At 74.8% G+C, this 15,596-nt stretch carries 13 protein-coding genes; 3 read left to right on the forward strand and 10 right to left on the reverse strand.

The window, feature by feature from the left end:
* Positions 1 to 48 precede the first annotated feature (48 nt).
* Entirely contained in the window at positions 49 to 1,437 is a 1,389-nt protein-coding gene (locus BM093_RS25325) for an aminotransferase-like domain-containing protein (RefSeq protein ID WP_245773787.1), read from the reverse strand.
* A gap of 318 nt (positions 1,438 to 1,755) precedes the next feature.
* Between BM093_RS25325 and BM093_RS25330 the strand changes: the two genes are divergently transcribed.
* Entirely contained in the window at positions 1,756 to 2,436 is a 681-nt protein-coding gene (locus tag BM093_RS25330) for a GNAT family N-acetyltransferase (RefSeq protein WP_177238701.1), read from the forward strand.
* Positions 2,437 to 2,467: 31 nt separating this feature from the next.
* On the opposite strand, the gene BM093_RS25335 is transcribed toward BM093_RS25330, so the two are convergent.
* From BM093_RS25335 to BM093_RS25370, 8 genes are all read right to left on the reverse strand, one after another.
* The gene (locus BM093_RS25335) at positions 2,468 to 3,628 is read right to left on the reverse strand and encodes an N-acetylmuramoyl-L-alanine amidase (protein WP_093350741.1); all 1,161 of its coding nucleotides are present in this window, start codon (positions 3,626 to 3,628) and stop codon (positions 2,468 to 2,470) included.
* A 203-nt stretch (positions 3,629 to 3,831) separates the two neighbouring features.
* Entirely contained in the window at positions 3,832 to 4,155 is a 324-nt protein-coding gene (gene trxA / locus BM093_RS25340) for a thioredoxin (RefSeq protein WP_093350745.1), read from the reverse strand.
* Positions 4,156 to 4,201: 46 nt separating this feature from the next.
* Positions 4,202 to 5,206: a thioredoxin-disulfide reductase gene (gene trxB / locus BM093_RS25345; RefSeq protein ID WP_093350749.1), complete on the reverse strand. Its 1,005-nt coding sequence runs from the start codon at positions 5,204 to 5,206 to the stop codon at positions 4,202 to 4,204.
* A 196-nt stretch (positions 5,207 to 5,402) separates the two neighbouring features.
* Complete coding sequence (locus tag BM093_RS25350) at positions 5,403 to 6,254, reverse strand: hypothetical protein (protein WP_093350754.1); 852 nt, start codon at positions 6,252 to 6,254, stop codon at positions 5,403 to 5,405.
* A 131-nt stretch (positions 6,255 to 6,385) separates the two neighbouring features.
* Positions 6,386 to 6,937 carry a sigma-70 family RNA polymerase sigma factor gene (locus BM093_RS25355; protein ID WP_093350759.1) on the reverse strand — a complete coding sequence of 184 codons (552 nt, stop codon included), beginning with the start codon at positions 6,935 to 6,937 and terminating at the stop codon, positions 6,386 to 6,388.
* 77 nt (positions 6,938 to 7,014) lie between these two features.
* Entirely contained in the window at positions 7,015 to 8,796 is a 1,782-nt protein-coding gene (locus tag BM093_RS25360; RefSeq protein WP_177238702.1) for a protein kinase family protein, read from the reverse strand.
* A gap of 227 nt (positions 8,797 to 9,023) precedes the next feature.
* Positions 9,024 to 11,303: a DUF6049 family protein gene (locus tag BM093_RS36165; protein ID WP_093350765.1), complete on the reverse strand. Its 2,280-nt coding sequence runs from the start codon at positions 11,301 to 11,303 to the stop codon at positions 9,024 to 9,026.
* Complete coding sequence (locus BM093_RS25370; protein WP_177238703.1) at positions 11,300 to 11,815, reverse strand: NUDIX hydrolase; 516 nt, start codon at positions 11,813 to 11,815, stop codon at positions 11,300 to 11,302. The genes BM093_RS36165 and BM093_RS25370 overlap by 4 nt, the downstream gene beginning before the upstream one ends.
* A gap of 236 nt (positions 11,816 to 12,051) precedes the next feature.
* Between BM093_RS25370 and BM093_RS25375 the strand changes: the two genes are divergently transcribed.
* Entirely contained in the window at positions 12,052 to 13,485 is a 1,434-nt protein-coding gene (locus BM093_RS25375) for a CCA tRNA nucleotidyltransferase (RefSeq protein ID WP_425439200.1), read from the forward strand.
* A gap of 94 nt (positions 13,486 to 13,579) precedes the next feature.
* On the opposite strand, the gene BM093_RS25380 is transcribed toward BM093_RS25375, so the two are convergent.
* Positions 13,580 to 14,944 carry an MFS transporter gene (locus BM093_RS25380; RefSeq protein WP_245773788.1) on the reverse strand — a complete coding sequence of 455 codons (1,365 nt, stop codon included), beginning with the start codon at positions 14,942 to 14,944 and terminating at the stop codon, positions 13,580 to 13,582.
* Between the two features lie 44 nt (positions 14,945 to 14,988).
* Between BM093_RS25380 and BM093_RS25385 the strand changes: the two genes are divergently transcribed.
* Complete coding sequence (locus tag BM093_RS25385) at positions 14,989 to 15,585, forward strand: YqgE/AlgH family protein (RefSeq protein ID WP_093350771.1); 597 nt, start codon at positions 14,989 to 14,991, stop codon at positions 15,583 to 15,585.
* The last annotated feature ends 11 nt before the right edge of the window (positions 15,586 to 15,596 follow it).

Here is a 15,596-nt window from a genome sequence, read left to right on the forward strand (position 1 = left end):
GAAGCTGAGACTGTCGGCGCCCGGGGCGTTCCACGTGGAACACGAACCTCAGGTGGTGTCCGGGGACGGCGTCTGGGGGCCGCGGTTGAGCTCGGTGCGCGCCGAGGCGCCGAAGGTCCGGACGACGTCGAGCTCCGCCTCCAGCACCGCGGCCAGCCGCCGGACGCCCTCGGCGATGCGCTCGGGCGTCGGGTAGCAGAACGACAGCCGGATCTGCCGGCTGCCGAACCCGTCGGCGTAGAAGCCGGTCCCCGAGGCGTAGGCCACCCGCGCGGTGACCGCCCGTGGCAGCATCGCCTTCGTGTCGACCCCCTCCGGCACGGTCAGCCAGACGAAGAACCCGCCGTCGGGAACCGTCCAGCTGCAGCCCTCCGGCAGGTAGGTCTCCAGGGCGGCGATCATCGCGTCCCGCCGCTCGCGGTAGTTCTCACTGAACGTCTTGATCTGGCTGCGCCAGTCGTGGTGCGACAGGTAGCGCGACACGAGCATCTGGGTGAACGACGGCGGACACAGCGTCGCCGACTCCGCGGCCAGCACGAGCCGGTCCCGCACCAGTGGGGGAACCAGCGCCCAGCCGACCCGCAGGCCGGAGGCGAAGGTCTTCGAGAACGACCCCAGGTAGATGACGTCCGCGTCGTAGGACCGCAGTGCCGGGTGCGTCTCCCCGGTGAAGCCGAGCATCCCGTACGGGTTGTCCTCGATCACCATCACGCCGTAGCGACGGCACAGGTCGAGGATCTGCGGGCGACGCTCGTGCGCCAGCGTGACGCCGGCCGGGTTGTGGAAGTTCGGGATCGTGTAGAGGAACTTCGGAGTGATCCCCTGCCGGTCGAGGGCGTCGAGCGCCTCGTGCAGCAGCGCCGGGACCAGCCCGTGCTCGTCCATCGCGACGTGCACGACGCGCGCCTGGTAGGCGGCGAAGCTGCCCAGCGCCCCGACGTAGGACGGGCCCTCGGCCAGCACCACGTCGCCGGGGTCGACGAAGATCCGGGTGAGCAGGTCGAGTGCCATCTGCGAGCCGACGGTCACGACGACGTCGTTCGGGTCGCCCTCGATCCCCTCCTCCCGCATGACCTCGCAGATCTGCTCGCGCAGCTGCGGGACACCCTGCGCGGAGCCGTACTGCAGCGCCGTCATGCCGTCGACGTCGACGAGGTCGGCGACCTCGGAGGCGAGCGACTGCAGCGGCAGCGCGGCGAGGTTGGGCATCCCGCCGGCCAGCGACACGACCTCCGGCCGGCTCGCGACCGCGAACAGCGCGCGGATCTCCGAGGCGGTCATCCCGGCCGTGCGGGTGGCGAACCGCTCCGTGGGGGGCAGGAGCGCCCGCGATCCCGTGCCGGGGGCAGCGACCTCGTGGCCCTCCCCTGCCGCTGCAGCCGCCGCGGCCGCGGTGCGGCTGGCGTCGGGCTGCTGCGGGCGGTCGGGCGAGGCCATCGGCGTGCTCCCCTTCGGCGACATGAAACTTCGGGCACAGGGCCTTCGGTTGCCGCAAGATCAGCAACGCGAAGTGCCTGTCCGAGTGTAACCGCGCCGGGTGATCGCGCTGCCCCTCGTCGTGGGGAACGGACCGGTGAGCCGGTCCGGGGTGACGCATCTGCGGAAATCGGCCTACGCTCGACGGGAGGCGGAGCGAGGTCACGGCGGACCGTTGCGCCGGTACGGGAGCGATCGAGCAGGCGGTCGCAGTCCGGCCGGCCGTTCCGTGCACCCGCGCGTCTCCCGCGCCACGACGACAGCCGGAGGTCGGAGTTCGTGTCCTGGCATGTGGCCGCGCTCAATCTGGACAATCTGGGCGATCTGCCCAAACGGTGTCGCAACTGTGTCTACTGGGAGCTCTCGCCGAAGCCGGCCGAGCAGGCCGAGAGCTACGGCACGACGGATCTGGAGAAGGAGGCCTGGCTCTCCGAGGTCCTCCTCGAGTGGGGTTCCTGCGGCCGGATCGTCTATGTCGGCGGCGCACCCGCCGGTTACGTGCTGTTCGCCCCACCGGCGTCGGTCCCCCGGGCGACCGAGATGCCGACCGGACCGGTCAGTGCGGACGCCGTTCTGCTCACCACCATGCAGGTGCTGCCCGAGTTCGCCGGTGAGGGGCTCGGCCGGGCGCTCGCCCAGGCCGTCGTGAAGGAGCTGACCCGGCGTGGGGTGCGGGCCGTGGAGGCGTTCGGCGACGCCCGGCCGGGCACCGAGGCCGACTGTGTCGTCCCGGCGGACTTCCTGCGTTCGGTGGGGTTCAAGACGGTGCGCCCGCACCACCGGTGGCCGCGGCTGCGGATGGAGCTGCGCTCGGGTCTCGAGTGGAAGTCCGACGTGGAGGCCGCGCTCGAGCAGCTGTTCAACACGGTCACGATCCCGCTGCAGGCGGCCGCGCCGGTCACGGCCGCGCCGGCGCGGGCCGGGCGGTGTGCGGTGTCGTTCGTCCCGCCGGAGGGCTGACGGACGGTGCCGGGCGGGCCGGTGGGCCCGCTCAGACCGCCCGGCTGCGGTCCCGGCTGTACTCGCGGGCCAGCACGTCGTTGAACGTGAACGTGCCGGTCGGCTGGTCGTCCTGGCCGAGCAGGTAGAGCCGCTTGACGGCGACGAGGACGCCCTCGGCCACGACGTCGCGGAAGCCCGGGTCGAGCAGCTTCCGCCGGTCCCCGAGGTGGGTCAGGTAGCCCGCCTCGACGCGCACCGCGGGCATCCGGGTACGGCGCACCAGCTCCCAGGTGCAGGTCTGGCTGCGGCAGTCCTGCATGGACGTACGTGTGAGCAACTCGCGCTGGATCAGCCCGGCGAGCGCCTCGCCCACGTTGGACGTGGTGCCCGAGCCGTTGCCGAAGTAGAACGTCGCGAGTCCCTCGGCGTGCGGGCTGAAGCTGGCGTCGGTGTGCAGCGACACGACCAGGTCGGCGCCGACGTCGTTGGCGAACTGGGCGCGCTCGGCGTCCGGCGGGTTGCCGTTCTCCGGGCGGGAGAGCAGCGCCTCCATGCCGGTGGCCGACATCCGCCCGACCAGGCGGCGGGCCAGGTCCCACATGAGGTCGGCCTCGGTCACGCCGGCGACCTCGACGCCGCGGTCGGTGCCGCCGTGCCCGGGGTCGATCACGATGCGTTTGCCCCGCATCCGCGGCCCGGCGCGGCGCAGCAGCTCCTGCTCGCGCAGCAGGTGCGGGCGGCCACCGGTGACCTTGCGGCCGAGCTGGCGCAGCGCGCGCAGCGTCTCGGGGCCGCACACGCCGTCCGGGGTCATGCCGTAGTCGCGCTGGAAGCGCTGCAGCGCCTGCTCGGTCTGCTGGTCGAACTGCCCGCTCGGACGCCCCGGGTTGTACCCCAGCTCGAGCAGCCGCTCCTGCAGGGTGGCGACGTCGTCGCCGGTTGTCGGGGTGGACAGGGTGAACGACAGCATCCGGTCACCCAGCGACCAGCCGGCCTCGCGCAGCGCCCGCGCGGTGTCGGGGCCGACGATGCCGTCGGTGATGAGCCCGCGGCCCTGCTGGAACATGCGGACCGAGTGGTCCACCTCGTCGTCGAACAGGTGCTCGTCCGTGGCGCCCGGCGGCTGGTCCGGCAGCAGATCGAGCTGCCGGAGCGTCGCCCGGATCTCGCGTACGGCCGGACCGCAGTCCCCGCGCCGGAGCAGCTGCATGCACCCCTCGCTCGCAGTCGTCAGGCGCCGCAGGGCGCCCGTGATCGGTCGGTTCCGCTCGGTGAACCGAGCAGGTAGCCGGGCCCATTGTGCCCTGCCCCGGCCCCGGAGGAGTGCAGTGGGGCGAACACGCGCGTGTCCCGGTTGTGATCAACCGGGACACGCAACGTGATCTCGATGCGCTATTCGCGCACGAGCGGGGTTCAGATGTGGTCGGCGAGATCCGCGAGCAGAGCGGCCTTCGGCTTGGCGCCGACGATCTGCTTCACCGGCTTGCCGCCGCTGAAGAGGATCATGGTCGGGACCGACATGACCTGGTAGTCGCGGGCGACCTCCGGGTTCGCGTCGATGTCGAGCTTGGCGACGGTGAGCTTCTCGGTGTTCTCACCGGCGATCTCGTCGAGCACCGGGGCGACCATCTTGCACGGACCGCACCAGGTCGCCCAGAAGTCGACCAGGACTGCCTTCTCGCTCTTGAGCACCTCCTGGTCGAACGAGCTCGTGGTGACGTCGATGGTGTTGGCCATGGCTTCTCCTTCAGGTCCGGGGCCGGTGGTCTGGGGGTGGGGCGGGTCAGTGCGCGGCGTCGGCGACCTCGGCGACCGGGGCGTCCCCGTAGCCGCCGCCGGCCAGCTCGGGGCTGACCGGGTGACCGGCGAGCCAGCGCTCGGCGTCGATCGCGGCCGAGCAGCCGGAGCCGGCCGCGGTGATCGCCTGCCGGTAGGTGTGGTCGACGAGGTCGCCGCAGGCGAACACGCCCGGCAGGTTCGTGTAGGTGCTGCGGTCGGTCGCCAGCACGTACCCCGCGTCGTCCAGCTCCACCTGGCCGCGGACCAGCGCGCTGCGCGGGTCGTGGCCGATGGCGACGAACATGCCGGTCACGTCGAGCGTGTCGGCCTCACCGGTGACGGTGTCGCGCAGCTGCAGCTGCTTGACCGACCCCTCGCCGGTCACCTCGGTGACCTCGGCGTTGGTGCGCCAGCGCATCTTCGGGTCGTTCTGCGCCCGCTCCAGCATGATCTTCGAGGCGCGGAACTCGTCGCGCCGGTGGATGATCGTGACGGTCTCGGCGAAGCGGGTGAGGAAGGTGGCCTCCTCCATCGCGGAGTCCCCGCCGCCGATCACGGCGATGTTCTGGTCGCGGAAGAAGAACCCGTCGCAGGTGGCGCACGAGCTGACGCCGCGGCCGAGCAGCTCCTGCTCACCGGGGACGTGCAGGTACCGCGGCTCGGCGCCCATCGCGAGGATCACGGCGCGGGCCCGGAAGGTCTCCTTCCCGACCCGGACCTCCTTGATCTCGCCCTCGAGCCGCACCTCGTCGACGTCCTGCGGGCGCAGGTCGGCGCCGAAGCGCTTGGCCTGACCGCGCATCTGCTCCATGAGGTCGGGGCCCATGATGCCGTCGGTGAAGCCCGGGTAGTTCTCGACGTCGGTCGTGGTCATCAGGGCGCCGCCGAACTGGCTGCCCTCGAACACGAGCGGGGCGAGTTGGGCCCGCGCGGCGTACACCGCTGCGGTGTAGCCGGCCGGACCGGACCCGATGATGATCAGGTTGTGCACCGTGTCGTCGGTGGTCACCGGTACCGATACCTCCTGGCGCGACCGGGTCGGCGGGCGCGCGATGACGGCCTCTGCGGTCCCGGCGGGCCGGGCTCCGTGTCGTGCCTGGTGTGTCGTGGATGGCGTGTCGTCACTGCTCGTACTGCTCGAACGCGATCCTAGACACGGGCATTCCCCGTCCCCGTGCGTGCCGAACGCGCCGTGGGTCACCCGTTCACGGCGGGGTCCGGGCCAGCACCCGCGAGCAGTCCGGTGCGACGACGACGAGCCGGTGCCGGCCGGCGTGGCCGGTCCCCAGCACCAGCAGGATCCCCGGCTCCCCCGCCACCGGGTACGGGCGGGAGGCGAGCAGCAGGGCGTCCGGGTCGGGGTCGCCGGCGGCCGCGAGGCAGGAGCGCACCCGGTCCGGAGCCGCGGCCGGGCCCGCCGGGGTGTCCGCGCCGGCCGCCGCGTGCCACAGCGCCTCGGGCGCGGTGCCCGCGACGGGCACGGGCCCGGGGGCGGGCCGGGCCAGCACCGGGACGGCGACGAGGGCGGCCAGGACGGTGAGGAGCACCGCGGCCCGGCGCCCTCGGCGGCGCCCCGCGGGCGGTGCGGTGGTGTTCGGTGCGGTCGTGTTCGGTGCGCGTCCCGGCCCGGCGGCGGGGACCGCCGCGCGGTGCCCGGAACCGGCCGTGGAACCTCCGGAACCCGCGCCGCCGGACCGGCGGGCCCACCGGCCGCGTCGGGGCCGCCACAGGGCGGAGGAGCGGTCCGGGCGGACGTGCCGGCCCGGCGGCGCGATCTCCGGTTCCGGGGCCGTCGGTCGCATCGGCCGGGTCCGGTCCGCCGGACCCGCCGGCGGATCCGCGTCCCGGGGCGGGCGGCGCTCCGGGACGGCCGGGGTCGGCGTGCCGGAGCCCGGGCTCCCACCCGGGCGGGATGCGGTGGCCTCCCGGGGCGCAGGCGGCTCGGCGGCGAGCCGGGACCGGATGCGGGTGGCGACGTCGGCGGGCATCCGGACCGGGTGCAGCGCCGCCGCGACCGCGGCCCGGACGTCGTTCCCGAGCCCGGTCGTTCCTCCCACATTGCTGTCGAATTGGCGAGAAAGGTCGGTCGGTGCTGGAGGATCCCCAGGGCAAGACAGGTTCGTATCGAGTCGACGATAAAGTGCGGATGGGTCAGCGTCGTTCTGACGAGAATAATCGGCGTCGCGGGTCATGGGCGTCCCTCCCGCAGGTGGCCCAGCGCGCGGGCCAACCGCAGCCGTCCCCGGGCGCACCGGCTCTTCACGGTCCCGTCCGGGGTGCCGACGATCTGTGCCACCTCCGAGACGGAGTAGCCGAGCCCGTCCACCAGCACGACCGCGACCCGCTGTTCGGTGGGCAGCAGGGTGAGCGCGTCGTCGACGGCCAGCCGGGTCACCAGCCGCCCGGCCGGGTCGGCGGTGACCGCCGGGTCGGCGGTGACCGCCGGGTCGAGGGGGCGGGCGCGGTCCCGCCGGCGCGCGGTGGCCCGGAGCCGGTCGATGCAGCCGTTGACCAGGATCCGGTGCAGCCAGGTCCCGGCGGTGGCGTCCCCCCGGAAGTCCGGCGTGCGCAGCGCCGCCAGGAACGCCTCCTGGACGGCGTCCTCCGCCTCGACGGCGTCACCGAGTATGCGCAGCGCCACCGACCAGAGCCGGTCGGCGTGCACCCGGAACACCTCGTCCAGGTCGGGCGCCTCGACGGCCGGCGGGCCGGCGCGCAGCAGGCGGTCGGGGGCGGGCACCGGCGCACGGTAGGCAGCCGGCGGCTCCGGTCACGGCCGGTCCGCCGGAGCCGGTGCGATCGCGAACGGCGCCGGGGCTACTGGACCGCGCGTTCGAACGAGATCTCGCCGACCTCGCTCTGGTTGCCCGATCCGAGGGTGGTGATCCAGAGCAGGACGTTCCCGGTCGGCCGGGCCCCGTCGAGCGGGACGACCGTCTCGCCGCCCTCCAGGGTGACCGTGGTGATCGGACGGGTCTGCTCCAGCGAGGCGTCCTCGGACGGGGCCGAGCGGACCTCCACCACCGTGCCCGGGGTGGCCGACTCGATCGTCAGCTTGGTCACCGGCTGCGGCGAGTCGAACGAGGCCATGATCCCGATGCCCGGCTTGAGCGCCGGGAACGGCTGGAAGTACTGGCTGGTGGCCCAGGTCGTGGCCGGGTCGCCGTCCACGACCCGGTCGACGGTGTCGGGGTTGTCGCCGTTGCCCGTCGGGTCGAAGACCTGCGCCGACACCTGCTGGACCGGGGCGGCCGCGACGCCGGTCCCCGGTGCGGGCGGCGCCTGCGTCTGGGCGGGGACCGTGGCCGCCGGGGGCAGCACCACCGGCGGCTCCCCCGAGCCGCCGAACAGCGTCCCCACCTGGACACCGAGGTAGCCGAGCACGACCAGCACGCCGACCCCCAGCACGGCCAGGCCCATCCGCAGGTTGCGGCGGCGCTGCGGGTCGTTGCGGGAGTCGGGCAGGTGGTCGGAGTCCTGCCAGACGTCGTCCGGGTCCGAGGGGGCGCCGTCCTGCACCGGTGGGAACAGGGCCTGGTCGGCGTCCTCGGCGACCACGTCGACGAGCATCCGGTGCAGCGCCGCGGCGGTGTGCACGCGGCCCCAGCCCTCGCCGCCCTGCCCGAGGGCGCCCATGCACAGCGTGTCCAGCTCCAGCGGCACCCCGGGGCGCAGCTGGGACGGCGAGCGCAACCGGCCCGCGGGGGTCCGGTCGGCGGCGACCAGCCCGGCACGGGCGGCGTCGGCGACGGACAGCGGCCAGCGGCGGGTCAGCAGGCAGTAGAGCAGCCCCCCGAGCCCGCGGACGTCGTCGGCGGCGGACACCGACGGCCGCGGCAGCAGGAAGGCCAGCATCGCGCGACCGTCCGGCGTGATCCGGACCCGCTGCGGGTGGTCACAGCCGAGCACCAGCCCGTGCTGGTGCGCCTCGGTCGCGGCCGCGGCCAGGCTCTCCACGGCATGGGCCGCGCGCTGTGCCCGGACCGGCCCCTCGGCGACGGTCTCGGCGAGCGAGCGGCCGGGCACCCATTCGGCGACGGCCGCACCCAGCACGTCGGCGGGCACACCGTGCGTACCCGGGGACAGCACGTCGAGCAGCCGGGCGCTGCCGGTGTGCTCGAAGCAGCCGGACCGGAGCGCACGGACGATCATCTCGCCGGCCCGGGCGGTGCCCTCGGGGTCGTCGGAACGGTCGTCGGCGGGGAGCCGGCGGAGCAGGGTGACACCGACCGGGCGGCGCAGCACCGTGTCCTCCGCGCGCCAGAACTCGGCACCCGCACCGGGGTCGGAACCGATCCGCTGGCGCAGCACGTAGCGGTCGGTGAGCTGGGATCCCGCGGCGGTGCCGAGCACGTCCCGGCCGGTGGTGATCCGTTCGGTGGGGCGGCTCTGGGCGGGGACCGCGGCGGTGGGCTGTTCCTCGGCCGGCCGGTGCGGCTCGGGGTGCTCGGGCGACGGTGCGGCGTCGGTCGCCGCTGCCGGGGTCGAGGAGGTCGGCGGGCCTGCGGGGTCGAGCGACGGGTGGCGCCCGGTGGCCTCCGGCCGGGGCTCGGGGTGGACGTCGGTCCGGGCAGCGCGCTCGTCGGTCTGCCCGCTCAACGGCCTCGCCCTCCCCCTGGCGTCTGGTGTCACGTCCACACCAGCCTACGTCACTCGGTCGGATCGGGACGAGCCGCGAACCCGGCTCGACCCTTCCCGAACTGTCATCGACGGCAGGTCCCGGTTGGTTTGCCTGTTCGGTGTTGTATTCGGTGGACGGCTGTAAATTTGCGACGAGCGGTCCGATTGTGTCGCCTGTCGGTGAGAAGGGCGTGCTGTAGCGGGGGTCAGCCCGGGCCCGGCGCCCCCGACGAACGGGCCGGGCGGGTGGCCCGGCCACCGTCCGGCTCGGACGGTGGCGGCCCCCCGGGACCGCCCGGACCGCCGGAACCGCCGCCGGGACCGCCGGGACCACCGGGCGGTGGGCCGCTGCCGCCCGCCGAGCGGATCCGGCGCACCACCCGGCGCACGACGAGCACGACGAGGACCGCGCCGGCGACGGCGGTCAGCCACACGGTGACCGTCCCGTAGACCGTCGACCGGACCCGCAGCCGGGTGTCCGGGCCGAGCTGCGCACCGTCCGGGGTGCGCAGTCCGGCGTCGACGCTGAACTGGCCGGAACGGGTGACCTGGGCGCTCACCCGCACCTGGACCCGGCCCAGCGGCGGCACCGCCTGGACCGGGATCGGAGCGACCCGCAACCCGGTGGTGCTGGACAGCACGACCCGGACGTTCATCGTCACCGGCAGGCCGTTGGCGACGGTGACCAGCAACGGTGCGTCACTGGTCCCCAGCGAGTACGGGCTCGGCGGCTCCACCACCCGCACCGACCCGCGGATCTGCTCGATCCGGTCGGCGACGATCCCGGCCTCCCGCTCGGCGCGCCCCGGATCGCCGCGCCACCACGACGAGGCCGCCCGCAGCGTCCCGCGGACGAGCGGGTCGAACACCTCGGCGGGATCGGCCCCGACCCCGGTCCGGCCCTCGGCGGCGCCGCGCAGGCCCTCGATCGACCGGACCTGGTCGGCGATCGTCGCCACCACCGGGCCCGGGATCTCCGCGGACCCGGCCTGCGGTGGGTAGAACAGTCGTGCGCTTTCGGTACCGGCGTCGGGACCCGCGGCGAGGCCGGGCAACCCGGCCGGGGCGATCCGTCCCTCCTCGATCAGTGCGGTGAGTGCGGAGAGGGCACCGGTCGCGGCCGCGCCGCCCGCGTCCCACCGGTGGCCGGGCGCGACGACCAGCGGGTCGGTCCCGTCGTCGGCCAGCGCCCGGAAGGCGAGCGTCCCGGCGAGGTCCTGCCCGAGCTGGTCGCCGTCCGCGGCCTCGGTCAGCAGCGGGTCGGCGAGCACGGCGTGGTCGGGGTCGGCACGCGGCTCGCCACCGGGGGCGGGGTCGTCGCCGGTACCGAGCCGGACCACCCCGGAGTCACCCGGGGCGCTGACGCCGTCGGCGGAGAGCACGAAGCGGGTGTCGCCGCCGAGGGCGGCCAGGGTCGGCTCGTCGAGCACGCCGTCGGCGGGCCAGACCACGTCGTCGAGCACGGTGGTGCCGAGCTCGGCGGCGAGCGCCTCGCGGCCCTGCTCGAGGGTCGTGCGGGCCAGCTCGGCCTCGCCGCCGCGCACCAGCGCGACCAGGTCGGCGTCGGACGGCGGCAGCGCCACGACGCAGGTGTCGCGGGCGGCGGCCTGCAGCGCGGCCAGCCACTGCCCCGCCGCCTCCGCGCCCCGCCCGGGCACGGTCGCCCCGTCGGGCCCGCCGACGACCTCGTAACCGCCGCGCATCGCCGACGCCGTCGCGACGAGCTCGGGATCGACGGCCAGGCACAGCGACGCGCGGGTCGGGGACCCGGCCGGGGCCGCGGTGGACAGCGCCTCGACCAGGCCACGGAGGCGCCCGCCCGCGGCGAACGACGCGGCGAGCCCGTCGTCGGTCAGGACCGGGGTCTGCCCGGGTACCGGCGGGATCCGCCGGGGCGCGTCGCTGATCGGGTAGAGCATCGTCGTCGGGGCGGGGACGTCCGGCTCGGCGGCCGGGCTGCCGGGCAGCGAGGAGACCGGCAGCACGGTGCGGAGCGCGGCCAGCCGGGACGGGGTGCCGTCGACGGTCCCGTTGAGATTCACCAGCATCGGGTACGTGCCCGGGCCGGGGAGGGCGAGCGAGCCGTCCGGCGCGCCGGTCAGCGGGACCGCGTACCGGAACGGCACCGAGTCCCCGGGGGCGAGCGGGCCGAGCGCGGCGAACGGCGGCACGGCGTCGTCGGTGTCCAGCTCCCCGGACAGCGCACTGCGCAGCGCGGGCTCACCGCCGACGGCCTGCCCGCGCTGGACCCGCAGCGACAGGTCGTCGACCGGGTCCGGTCCGGTGTTGGTGATCGTGCCGGTGACGACGAGCTCGGGCGGGCCCGCGGCGGTGACCACGCGTGGGGACATCGCGGACAGGTCCATGCGGACCGGGGCCGGGAGCGGTTCCTGGGCGGTGGCCGCGGGTGCCGGGACCAGCCCCGGGGTGAGCGTGCCCACCAGGGCGACGAGCACGATCGCGACCAGGGCCGCGACCCGGCTCACGCCGTCTCCTCCAGGAGGTTGGCCGCGTGCCGGATCAGCCGGCGCTCGTCGGCGTAGGCGAGCCTGCCCTCCAGCTCGTCGAGCGGTACCCAGGCCACCTCGGAGACCTCGACGTCGGCGTCGGAGAGCTCACCGCCGAGCGCACGCATGAGGTAGTGGTGCACGGTCTTGTGCACCCGACGGTCCTCGGCGACGAACCAGAAGTCGATGGTGCCCAGGGGTGCCAGCACCTCTCCGATGATGCCGGTCTCCTCCTCGACCTCGCGCACGGCCGCCTGTTCGGCGGTCTCCCCCGCCTCGATGTGGCCCTTCGGCAGCGACCACAGCAGCCGTCCCCGCCGGTCGAGCCGGCCGATCAGCGCGGCCGCCCCGGTGTCCGGGTGGACGACGAGTCCCCCGGCGGACGTCTCGTCCACCGTGCGCAGCCGGCGGCGCCGGTCCGAAGATCGCCCTGCGCGCCCTCCGTGCCCCGCGCCTCGACCGGCGGCAGAGCGGCCGCGGGAGGTGGACATGTGGCGATGGTAACGAGGAGTCGGCGAGTCGGGCGGCCGACGAGCCGTCGCCGACCGGTTCGTGACCCGGCGTCCGGGGTGTGATCAGGTCCTCGTCACCGGTTCCGGACCGGTGTACCCCGGGCCCCGCCCGGGCGCGTTGCCTACACTGGCCGGTCGTGTCCTCGCCGTCCGTGACCTCTCGTACGTCCCCGCGCCCGTCCGTACCGGCCGCAGCCGGACCGGACCCGGACGAGCTGCAGCGCTCCCAGGAGAACGCCGTGGTGCAGATGCTCGACGTACCGGCCGTCGCCGACGAGCTGGCCGCCCGCTTCGCCGAGCGCGGGTACCGGCTCTACCTGGTGGGCGGCAGCGTGCGCGACGCGCTGCTGCGCGGCACCGGGGCCCCCGGGCGCGATCCGGGCGATCTCGACTTCACCACCGATGCCCGTCCCGAGACGATCCTGGAGATCGGGCGCGGGTGGGCCGACGCGGTCTGGGACACCGGTATCGCGTTCGGCACGGTCGGGCTGCGCCGGCGGGACCATATCCTCGAGGTGACGACGTTCCGCGCCGACACCTACGACGGCGCCTCCCGCAATCCGGAGGTCCGCTTCGGTGACACGGTGGAGGGCGACCTGGTCCGCCGGGACTTCACCGTGAACGCGATGGCGGTGGAGCTCACCGGGGCCGAGCGCCGCTTCGTGGACCCGCACGGCGGGCTCGCCGCCCTGGCCCAGGGTGTGCTCGACACCCCGGACCTGCCGGAGCGCTCGTTCGCCGACGACCCGCTGCGGATGCTGCGGGCGGCGCGGTTCGTCTCCCAGCTCGGGTTCACCCCGGCCGAGCGGGTCACCACGGCGATGACCGGGATGGCGGGCGAGCTGGCCCGGATCACCGCGGAACGGGTGCAGGCCGAGTTCTCCAAGCTGATCCTGGGTGCGCACCCCCGCCGCGGCATCGAGCTGCTCTGCGACACCGGGCTGGCCCGCCACGTCGTGCCCGAGGTCCCGGCCATGCAGCTGGAGACCGACGAGCACATGCAGCACAAGGACGTCTACACGCACTCGCTGGTCGTCATGGAGCAGGCGATCGACCGCGAGACCGACGGGCCGGACCTGACCCTGCGGCTCGCGGCACTGCTGCACGACATCGGCAAGCCCGCGACCCGCCGCAAGGAGCCGGACGGCCGGGTCTCGTTCCACCACCACGAGGTGGTGGGCGCGAAGATGACCCGCAAGCGGATGCGCGCGCTGAAGTACCCGAAGGCGCTGGTCGACGACGTGTCCCAGCTGGTCTTCCTGCACCTGCGCTTCCACGGCTACGGCAAGGGTGAGTGGACCGACTCCGCGGTACGCCGCTACGTGACCGATGCCGGGCCGCTGCTGGACCGGCTGCACGACCTGGTCCGGTCGGACTGCACCACCCGCAACCGCCGCCGGGCCGCGGCCCTGCAGCGCAACTACGACGGGCTCGAGGAGCGCATCGGGGCCCTGCGCGAGCAGGAGGAGCTCGACGCGATCCGGCCCGACCTCGACGGGAACCAGATCATGGAGCTGCTCGGCATCGCTCCCGGGCCGGCCGTCGGGAAGGCCTACAAGCACCTGCTCGCGCTGCGGATGGAGCAGGGCCCGCTGGGGCCGGAGCGGGCCGAGGCGGAGCTGCGCGCCTGGGCGGCCGAGAACCTCTGAACCGGACGTCCGTCCTGTACGAGCGTGTAAGACGTACGTACAGGACGGACGTGTAGCGGGTCGGACAGACGTACATGCCGGGGCCGACCGGCGGTCAGACCGCCGGTTCGGACGTCCGTCCAGCACGTCCGTTCAGATACCCGACGTGCGCGAGCAGCCCGGCCGCGTAGAGGCCCGCCGCCACGCCCAGCAGCCCCGGTGACCGTCCGTCCACCGGACCGGCGACGGCGGCCAGGCTGACCGCGGCCACGTAACAGATGCTGAAGACGGCGTCGAACAGCGCGAAGACCCGGCCGCGCACGGCGTCACCGGCCCCGGCCTGCACACCCGCGTCGGCGCACAGCTTCACGACCTGCCCGAACACCCCCAGCGCGAACGCGCTCACCAGCACGGTGGGCAGCGACAGCCGGATGGCGACGGCGGCCTGGGCCAGCACGGCACCGGTCAGCGCGATCCGCACCGCACCGACCGACCCGGTGAGCCGGACCAGCGGCGGGGTCACGAGCGCGGCGACGGCGAGGCCCGCCGCGGTCAGCCCGGCGACCACGCCCACCCCGAGCAGTCCGCCGGCGCCGGGCACGTTCTCCGGCGTGAACACGTGCCGGAACAGCATGAGCAGCAGCAGCGTGTTGATCCCGAACGCGAGCCGGTGAGCGACCAGGCCCAGGAACGGGGCACAGACGGCCGGGGTCGTGGCGGTGGCCCGGGCGCCCGCGGCGAGCCCGCCGAGCACGTCGCGCAGCACCGAGGGGGTCGGGCCGTCGGCCGGGGCGGGCCCGGTGCCCGGGCCCAGTGCCCCGCGGGCGAACCCGGTGGCCAGCAGCGCGGCGAGCAGCGACCCCACGGCCGCGACCAGGACCGTCGCCGCCGAGCCGGCGTCGCCGTCCCCGAACACCGCGCGCAGCGCCACGGCGCACCCGGCACCGGCCGCGGACACCCCCGCCCCGACCGTCACCGACAGGGTGTTGGCGGGGACCAGCCGGGCGGTGTCCGGCACCACGTGCGGCAGCGCGGCCGACAACCCGGTCAGCACGAACCGGTTCACCCCGGTCACCGCCAGCGCCAGCACGTACAGCGGGGCACCGGCCCAGCCGGCGGCGATCGCCGCGGCGACCGTGACGACCAGGCACGCACGCAGCACGCTCGCCCCGGCGAGTACCCGGCGCCGGTCCCAGCGGTCGAGCAGCGACCCGGCGAACGGACCGAGCAGCGAGTACGGCAGCAGCAGCACCGCCAGCCCGGAGGCGACCACGAGCGGGTCGGCCTCGCGTTCCGGGTTGAACAGCACGGCACCGCCGAGCGCGGCCTGGAACAACCCGTCCGCCCACTGGGCCGACAGCCGCACCCCGAACAGCCGGGCGAACGCCCCGCGGCGCAGCAGCGCGAGGGCGGCGCCCAGGCCCGCGCTCTCCCCGGACCGTGCCGGGACGACGGCCGGGCCGGTCGGGGTACTGCGCACGGGTGCCGAGCCTACGTCGCCGAGGCGGGTGCGAACATGGAGCCGTGCGGGAACACCGCGCCGCGCGAGGCGCCGCCATCCCCCCGGTCGTTCCGGGGAGCCTGCTCGTAGCCGCACCCGCTCTGGGGGACCCGAACTTCTCCCGGACGGTCGTCTACATGATCGAACATCGGCCGCACGGCAGCCTCGGCGTCGTGTTGAACCGGCCGGGCCCGGCGGCCGTCCGGGACGTCCTGCCGCGCTGGGCCGGGCTGACCAGCGACCCCGGGACGATGTTCGTCGGAGGTCCGGTCGAGGCCCGGACCGCGTTGTGCCTGGCCACGCTGCGCACCGGCGAGTCGGGCCGCGGGCTGGCCGGGCTGATGCCGGTCCGTCCACCGGTCCAGCTCGTCGACCTCGACTCCGATCCCGCACCGCTGGCCCCGCGCCTGCGCGGGCTGCGGATCTTCGCCGGGTACTCCGGGTGGGATGCCGGCCAGCTCGACGGGGAGATCGCCCGCGGGGACTGGTTCGTGGTCCCCGGACTGCCGGACGACCTGCTGACGGTCGCGCACGAGCGGCTGTGGGAGCGCGTGCTGCGCCGGCAGGGCATCCCGCTCGCCCTGCTCGCGACGTTCCCGCTCGACCCCGCGCACAACTGAGCGCACTACGC

It is taken from the genome of Pseudonocardia ammonioxydans, assembly GCF_900115005.1.
Classification (GTDB): domain Bacteria; phylum Actinomycetota; class Actinomycetes; order Mycobacteriales; family Pseudonocardiaceae; genus Pseudonocardia; species Pseudonocardia ammonioxydans.

What these genes read in the sequence shown, in the direction of transcription:
- BM093_RS25325 (WP_245773787.1), bottom strand. Translation starts at nt 1,437, where the DNA reads ATGGCCTCGCCCGACCGCCCGCAGCAGCCCGACGCCAGCCGCACCGCG.
- BM093_RS25335 (WP_093350741.1), bottom strand. Translation starts at nt 3,628, where the DNA reads ATGCAGCTGCTCCGGCGCGGGGACTGCGGTCCGGCCGTACGCGAGATC.
- trxA (WP_093350745.1), bottom strand. Translation starts at nt 4,155, where the DNA reads ATGGCCAACACCATCGACGTCACCACGAGCTCGTTCGACCAGGAGGTG.
- BM093_RS25370 (WP_177238703.1), bottom strand. Translation starts at nt 11,815, where the DNA reads ATGTCCACCTCCCGCGGCCGCTCTGCCGCCGGTCGAGGCGCGGGGCAC.